This window comes from Photobacterium lucens (assembly GCF_009873615.1).
Lineage (GTDB): Bacteria > Pseudomonadota > Gammaproteobacteria > Enterobacterales > Vibrionaceae > Photobacterium > Photobacterium lucens.
Genome location: NZ_SSMG01000407.1, coordinates 1 through 7,017, shown reverse-complemented (window position 1 = coordinate 7,017; position 7,017 = coordinate 1). Strand labels below are relative to the sequence as shown.

Sequence of the window (7,017 nt, the reverse complement as noted above, 5' to 3'; positions counted from 1 at the left end):
TCGAGTCCCGTCCGCTCCGCCACTTTATTTGAGACCTCAGCAGAAATGCTGGGGTCTTTTCGTATATAGAATAAACTCGCGTCCCGCTTGAACGCAAGCCCGGATTAGGCGTCCCCACCGTTCCGCCACTTATTAAGAAGCCTCGCTAGAAATAGCGGGGCTTTTTTACGTTTTAAATAAGTTAAATCTATTTGAATGCGACTACAGCCGTTCTGTCACTTATAAAAACTTCAGTAGAAAGCCTGGTGTTATATGCAAATGAGTTATAGATAAACAAAAGCCCTACTATGGCTAGCAGGGCTTGGAATGCGCTGAGTTAACTTTTAAAATTAGATAACAACTTCACCATCTTTAACTGGTAGCGTCTTGCCTGTTGGTTTCTTGTCCATACGAATGGTATCTTCGTCATCACCTATCTTGTAAGTCACATCGTAACCAATGGTTTTTTCTACTTTTGAATTCTCAGTGTGACAACGTTTTTCCATTGTCGTCGTTGTGTTATTTGCTTGCATCTTTCCTTGCACAACATTACCAGCAGCACCGCCAGCAACAGCACCAGCAACAGTTGCAACTTTCTTACCATTACCACCACCAACTTGGTGACCTAATACGCCACCTGCGACGGCACCGACAACTGTACCTAAGATTTTGTTTTCGTCCTTAGGAGCGGCTTTATGGGTTACAGCAACTTGTTCACACACTTCATGTGGTTCTGTTACTGTTTTTGTTACTGCTTCAACAGATAAAATGTGTGCGACTGTTGGCTCTTTTGCATGTGAATCTTCATTACAGCCAGTTAGTGATACGCTTGATAACGCAACAAGTGCACTTAACCCTAAAACCATGTTCTTTTTCATAATGCTCTCCTAAATGTCTTGGGCTCTATTTTCCTTATAAGTTCCTTTTTTATGACAGGGTTTTGTAAGATAAATGTAAGTTAATAGTAAAAATGTGAATGTATTTATGGTTATTGATTATAAATATTGATGATTTGGGTTGTTCGCTTTTCGTTAAAGCAAAGGAGAATATAAAAAACTTAAATTGATTAACTAAGCGTCAATTGTGTGAAGAGAGAGGCATAAAATAGCATCGCACTTTACACTCTATTGGCGTGTTGTCATGAATACTTCAACGAAAACTCCCCTTACTGAGCAAGTAACAGGCGTTATTAAGCAGAACTGGAATATTTTCTTTTTAGCTATTTTAATTGTGAGCATGGGACAATTAAGCTTAGGGCTTGTTTTTCCACTGTTGCCTTGGATACAAAAATACTTCGCTATTAATCAAACACTTACTGAAAGCCTCGTCGTTAGTTATTTGATTGGATATGGTCCATCTCAACTATTTTATGGTCCGCTTTCTTATGTTTATGGTAGGCGACGCGTACTATTAATCGGCTTATTCCTGTCTATTTTAGGTTTAGGCTTGCTGTTGTATTTTCACGATTGTTTTTATCTTTTAGTACTCGCACGCTTTATTCAAGGGATTGGTGGAGGCTGTGAATCTGTTATAGCTAGAGCGATGTTACATGATAGCTATAAGAATAAATTTTTCTTATCAGCCATGACGGGGTTATCGATAGTTTCAGCTTTTACACCGATATTTTCTCCGATTGTTGGTGGGTTGGTGAATCACCACTTTGGTTGGTTAGCGGTTTTTATTGGTTTATTTATCTATACCGTTTTAGGGTATTTGGTATTAGTGTTTTATTTACCGGAAACCTTACCTAAATTACGCACTTCTATTCCCATTATCCCGATATTTCATTACTACTATGCGTTATTAAAAGATCGTTACTTCCTTTCTTATACGGTTATTGGTTGGATTAATTGGGCATTAGTTATTTTTTCAGGATCACTTGCCCCGTTTGTTTTAGAAAACCAATTACACCTGACTTCAGAAAACTACGCTTATTGGTCAATTGTGCCTGCGATAGCTTTTCTTTTTGCTAGCTGGCTGTGTTTTATTTTAAGGAAGTCTTACGGTACTCACCATATTGTATTTATTGCCCCTCTGATTCAATTAACCGTGGTAGGTATATTTATATTATTGCCGCTGACATTATTTACGGCGACATTCGGTTTTATTGGAATAGCGATTGCACAAGCGCTGATCTACCCATGCTCTCAATCGTTGTTACTTGTTCCTTATAGTAATAAGTTTGGTACGGTGAGTGCGTTATCAGGCGCAGGACAAATGGTATTTGCGGCGATCTTTATTTTTATTGCTTGGCAAGTGCATTTAGATAATGTGTATGCGTTAGCGATGATTGTTTTTATTACGGCAATATCAGGGTTAGCACTCGCCATGACTGGGAAAAAGAGCGTAGCGAGTGCCTCGCTTGAAAATGAATAGCGCTACTTTAAGAGTAAACAACGAGGGAAGGTGATCTTCTTAATTACAATATACATACGCAGCGCAATAATAAAGCCAATACTGGTGAGTGTTGCTACGTCTGAATTGATGTGATGCTGGGTTTGTAGAATATATAAATAACAGCCAATAATGACTGGGCTGGCGTAGAATTCAGTATTGTTAAACATGGTTGGACGGTTAGTTAAAATATCACGCAATACGCCACCAAATACCGCCGTGATCATCCCCATGGTGATCGCAACATAAGGCGCATAATGCTGAGCGGTTAGATCTTTGGTGACTAACACTGAGAACATGGAAATACCTACAGCATCAAGTACGACGATCAGACGCTCTGCTTTGATCCGGCGTAAATGTGAAGCTAGAAAGAAGCCTACAAATGAGCTGATCAATGCTGTCCAAAAATATGAGGGATCTCGGATCCAAAATACTTGGTTAGTTGAAAGAATCACATCCCGAACAGTACCGCCACCGAGTGCGGTTACCCAGCCAATCACCATGATACTGACAATGTCTTTGCCTTTGTTAGACTCACTGATCACAGCACTCAATGCAAAGGCAATAATGCAGATAATTTCGATAGTGTGAATAAACATAGTGAGCCTATACGATCAAGGAGATGGGTATAAATCTAGCATGTAAAAAAGGATAGGCGAGGAGCAAAAATGGGCTTAGTGTTTGCAAAAATAAAAAGGCCGGAGTTAACCGGCCTTTAGCGTTTCTTAGTGCGTTAATTAACGACCACTATGATCAAATGTCTGCACATCTTTTTCTTCACACACTGCTTGTGGGTGAGCGTTTAGAAAATCGATAGAACGTTTGAAGTCAGCGATGAGCAAGTTAGCAAGGTCAATGGTTAAACCTTGTTTTACTAAGATACGTTGAACCACAATATCTTGTGCATTCGCAGGTAAGCTGTAAGCCGGTACTAACCAACCACGGGTACGTAGACGATCAGCTAAGTCATATAAGCTAAACGGTACGTCAGCATTGGCTTTTAAACGCCAAGAAATCGCTGGAATACCTTTTTCACGGTTACCATCAAAGAGGAACTCGAAGAGATCAAATTTGCTGAGTTCTTTCACTAGGTACTCACAGACGTTATAGCTGTTATCGTGAATACGTTTGTAGCCTTCATAACCTAAGCGAAGGAAGTTGTAGTATTGCGCAATGATTTGTCCTGCTGGACGAGAGAAGTTCAAGGCGAAGGTTGGCATATCACCACCTAAGTAGTTGACATGGAATACTAAACCTTCTGGTAGATCTTCTTTATTACGCCATACAACCCAACCACAACCCAGTGGGGCTAAACCAAATTTATGGCCTGAAGTACTGATTGATTTAACACGTGGTAAGCGGAAATCCCAAGGTTCAATGTCTGGAGCACAGAACGGTGCTAACATTGCACCACTTGCACCATCGACGTGGATATCAATTGAGTTACCAGTATCATGCTCGTAAGTATCTAGCGCATCAGATAATGGTTTTACTGTTTCGTATAAACCAGTAAAGGTTTGACCGAAGGTTGGTACTACCATGATGGTGTTAGCATCGACAAGCTCTAACATGTCTTCAGGGGTCATGTAGTAATGACCATCCGCCATTTTTGTTTCACGCATCTCAATGTCCCAGTAGCGGGCAAATTTTTCCCAACAGACTTGGACAGGACCACAAACCATGTTTGGTTTATCGGTTGGTTGACCTAGCGCACGACGCTTTTCACGCCAACGCCATAGCGCCGCCAAACCACCTAACATGCAGGCTTCACTTGAACCTGTGGTTGAGGTACCGACGGTAGTGGCTGATTCTGGTGAATTCCATAAATCCGCTAACATATGAACACAACGGCCTTCAATTTCAGCAGACTGAGGGTATTCATCTTTATCAATCATGTTTTTATCAATGGAAAGATCCATTAATTTATGCACTTCATCTTCTTCCCAAGTTTGGCAGAAGGTCGCGAGGTTTTGACGCGCATTACCATCAAGGTAAAGCTCATCACGGATCATTTGATAGATCACGTTAGGTGCTTGTTCGTGCTGTGGTAGCTTAGTAGTTGCCGCAACGTTGTTGATAGTGTCTGAGCCAAAGATTGGATCATTCTCGTTTTGACGATTTACTTCATGAAGAGCCATAATTTTCTTCCTACCTTAGTGTTGCTTGCTATTAAACAAGTTCCAACCCATTGTTTGAGCGACATGTTTAATCATTAATTGTCCACGTACGCTATTACCAAATTGGTCTAGACGTGGGGAGAATGCAGCGAGTGCACCTACATTTGGAATGATGGTCAGTAAGCCACCACCGACGCCACTTTTACCCGGCAAACCGACGTCATAAGCCCAGTCGCCAGAGGTGTCGTAAAGTCCTTCCATCATCATTTCCGCTAAAATATGTGCGGCATTTTCAGGACTAACGATTTGCTGCCCAGAGACAGGATTTTTGCCTCCGTTAGCAAAAGTGGCACCTACCGTTGCGAGTTCAACAGTATTAAATAGCGTTGAACATTGACGGGTGTATACATCGCACGCTTCAAGCGGATCTGAGTAAATACGATTAGAGGATTCCAGTAGCAATGCCATAGCACGGTTATGTGCATTGGTGGTTTGCTCTGACTGGTTAACATCCTCTGATAGCTCAATATCAGCAGCGGCAAGGGCGGATTGAAACGCCAGAATTTTTTGCCAGCGTTGCTCTTTACCATCCGCTTCAATTAAGCTCACGGTCGCCATTGCCCCTGCGTTGACGAGTGGGGTTAATGGTTTGTCGTCATGAAGCTCAAGCGCCATCACAGAGTTAAATGGCAGGCCCGTTGGATCAGCACCAATTTTACTGTGAACAGCATCAGCACCTGATTGTTCCAGCGCTAAACCTAATGTCATGATTTTTGAAATTGACTCAATGGCATATTTGTAGTCAACATCTTGGATTTTGATGACTTCGCCTGTGACTGAGACAAAAGCCAACCCACATAACTCTGATGGAACCGATGCTAGGAACGGGATGTAAGAAGCATTAGCGCCATCTTTGTTGTCTTTATGCAAATCAAATGCTTGTTGCATAACGGCAGCGACATCTTTTTTACAACACGACATATTCATCTCCTTATTGATTCAATGTGTGAGTAACTTTGTCTGATGGGTTAATAACACCTGGATGAACGTTTTCAATTTCCCAAGTGAATGGCGCAAAGTCTGTAACCGCTGGATCTTTCCAGTGTGGTTTGCGGGCTTTGTAAATAAATAGCGGAACAGAGACAAAGATGATGGTTAGCACCACTAAGATACCGACGTATTCTTCTGGGCTACCGACAGAGATCTGACCCGGTGGAATGAATGAGAATAGGAATGCAGTTAAAGAGCCCACAAAACCTAGACCACCAATGAACCACATACCGCCGTTACCACCAGGGATTTTGAACGCACGAGGGCGATTAGGTTGGCTGTAACGTAAGTGAATCGCAGCTGCAAACATCAGTAGGTACATCACAAGATATAGGATCACGGTGAGCTGACTTAAGATTTGATAAGCCGCTTGCACTGATGGTAATACTACGAAAACAACAGATAGCGCGGTAACAAGTAGACCTTGCATCAACATGATGTGTGATGCCATACCGTGTTTATTGGTGTATTGCCAAAAACGAGGTAAGTAACCGCCTTTCGCTACGACAAGTAGACCTGAAGATGGACCTGCAACCCAGCCTACAACACCCGCTAATACACCGAGAGCTAAACATGCTGCCATAATAGGTGCAGCCCAGCTAATGCCAGCCCATGCAAACATGTCATCGTAAGTGACAAGTAAGCTTTGAGTTAAGCTGATGTCTTTTTGAGGAATAACAAAGGCAATTGCAAGTGTACCGAGTACGAATACACACACGGTACCAATGGCTGCAATAGCAATCGCAATAGGGTAGTTACGAGGCGCATCATCAACTTCCTTAACGTGAATAGCGTTCATCTCCATACCGGCATAGAACAAGAAGATGCTGGCAGCGAGAACAACATTATTAAAGTTAGAGAAGTCAGGGATTAACTTATCCCAGCCTAATTGGATTTGTGGAGTATTGCCGGCAAAGAAGTAAGAAAAGCCTAAGACAATTAAGACGATACCAGGGATCACAGTACCGATTAAGCCACCCCATTTAGCAACTTTAGAGAAGGCTTCTGTCCCGTGTAAGGCAATGAAAGTCGCTATCCAGTAAATAGCTAACACAATTGCTAGTACAAAGAATTTATTTTCTGAAAGGGCTTGGTCAAATGAGTGGTTTGGACCCATAAAGGCAAGCGACACTGAGCCAAATGTTAATGCGGTTGGGAACCACACTGTCACTTCAATCCATAACATAAACATGGCAACTAATGCCATTTTTGGACCAAAAGCTTCACCTACCCAGCGGAAGATACCGCCTTTTTCAGACCAACCTGTTGCAAGCTCTGCTGCAACCAGTGATACCGGAATAAGAAAAACCACAGCGGCAAAAATGTAATAAAAGATCGAACTTAAACCATATTCCGCTTCTGCTGGAAGACCACGTAAACTGACCACGGCAACAATGTTTAACATTGCCAAGGCGAATACGCCAATTCTCCCTTTTTTAATCGTGTCTGTACTAGCCATATTGACCTACTTTTATTA

Annotated in this window: 6 protein-coding genes; 1 reads left to right on the top strand and 5 read right to left on the bottom strand. The window is 42.0% G+C overall.

The features are described from left to right. Positions 1 to 329: 329 nt before the first annotated feature. On the bottom strand, positions 330 to 857 hold the full coding sequence (locus E5A76_RS16755) for a glycine zipper 2TM domain-containing protein (protein WP_107167235.1): 528 nt from the start codon (positions 855 to 857) through the stop codon (positions 330 to 332). Between the two features lie 262 nt (positions 858 to 1,119). Here E5A76_RS16755 and E5A76_RS16750 point away from each other — a divergent pair, with 262 nt between their 5' ends. Further along, the gene (locus tag E5A76_RS16750; protein WP_161119622.1) at positions 1,120 to 2,355 is read left to right on the top strand and encodes an MFS transporter; all 1,236 of its coding nucleotides are present in this window, start codon (positions 1,120 to 1,122) and stop codon (positions 2,353 to 2,355) included. A gap of 2 nt (positions 2,356 to 2,357) precedes the next feature. Here E5A76_RS16750 and E5A76_RS16745 read toward each other — a convergent pair whose 3' ends face one another. The 4 genes from E5A76_RS16745 to gadC all read right to left on the bottom strand — a co-directional run bounded on the left by E5A76_RS16745 (position 2,358) and on the right by gadC (position 6,999). After that, on the bottom strand, positions 2,358 to 2,972 hold the full coding sequence (locus E5A76_RS16745) for a trimeric intracellular cation channel family protein (protein WP_161119621.1): 615 nt from the start codon (positions 2,970 to 2,972) through the stop codon (positions 2,358 to 2,360). Positions 2,973 to 3,110: 138 nt separating this feature from the next. Further along, positions 3,111 to 4,511 (bottom strand): glutamate decarboxylase, encoded by a 1,401-nt coding sequence (locus E5A76_RS16740; protein ID WP_161119620.1) that lies wholly within the window; start codon positions 4,509 to 4,511, stop codon positions 3,111 to 3,113. 15 nt (positions 4,512 to 4,526) lie between these two features. After that, a complete protein-coding gene (gene glsA, locus E5A76_RS16735) occupies positions 4,527 to 5,471 on the bottom strand; it encodes a glutaminase A (protein ID WP_161119619.1) in 945 nt (314 codons plus the stop codon). Positions 5,472 to 5,481: 10 nt separating this feature from the next. Then, positions 5,482 to 6,999: a putative glutamine/gamma-aminobutyrate antiporter GadC gene (gene gadC / locus E5A76_RS16730; protein ID WP_161119618.1), complete on the bottom strand. Its 1,518-nt coding sequence runs from the start codon at positions 6,997 to 6,999 to the stop codon at positions 5,482 to 5,484. Between the last annotated feature and the right edge of the window lie 18 nt (positions 7,000 to 7,017).

Bases quoted from the DNA above. Each gene is read 5' to 3' on its own strand.
- E5A76_RS16740 (WP_161119620.1), bottom strand. From the start codon at position 4,511: ATGGCTCTTCATGAAGTAAATCGTCAAAACGAGAATGATCCAATCTTT.
- E5A76_RS16755 (WP_107167235.1), bottom strand. From the start codon at position 857: ATGAAAAAGAACATGGTTTTAGGGTTAAGTGCACTTGTTGCGTTATCA.
- glsA (WP_161119619.1), bottom strand. From the start codon at position 5,471: ATGTCGTGTTGTAAAAAAGATGTCGCTGCCGTTATGCAACAAGCATTT.
- E5A76_RS16750 (WP_161119622.1), top strand. From the start codon at position 1,120: ATGAATACTTCAACGAAAACTCCCCTTACTGAGCAAGTAACAGGCGTT.
- E5A76_RS16745 (WP_161119621.1), bottom strand. From the start codon at position 2,972: ATGTTTATTCACACTATCGAAATTATCTGCATTATTGCCTTTGCATTG.
- gadC (WP_161119618.1), bottom strand. From the start codon at position 6,999: ATGGCTAGTACAGACACGATTAAAAAAGGGAGAATTGGCGTATTCGCC.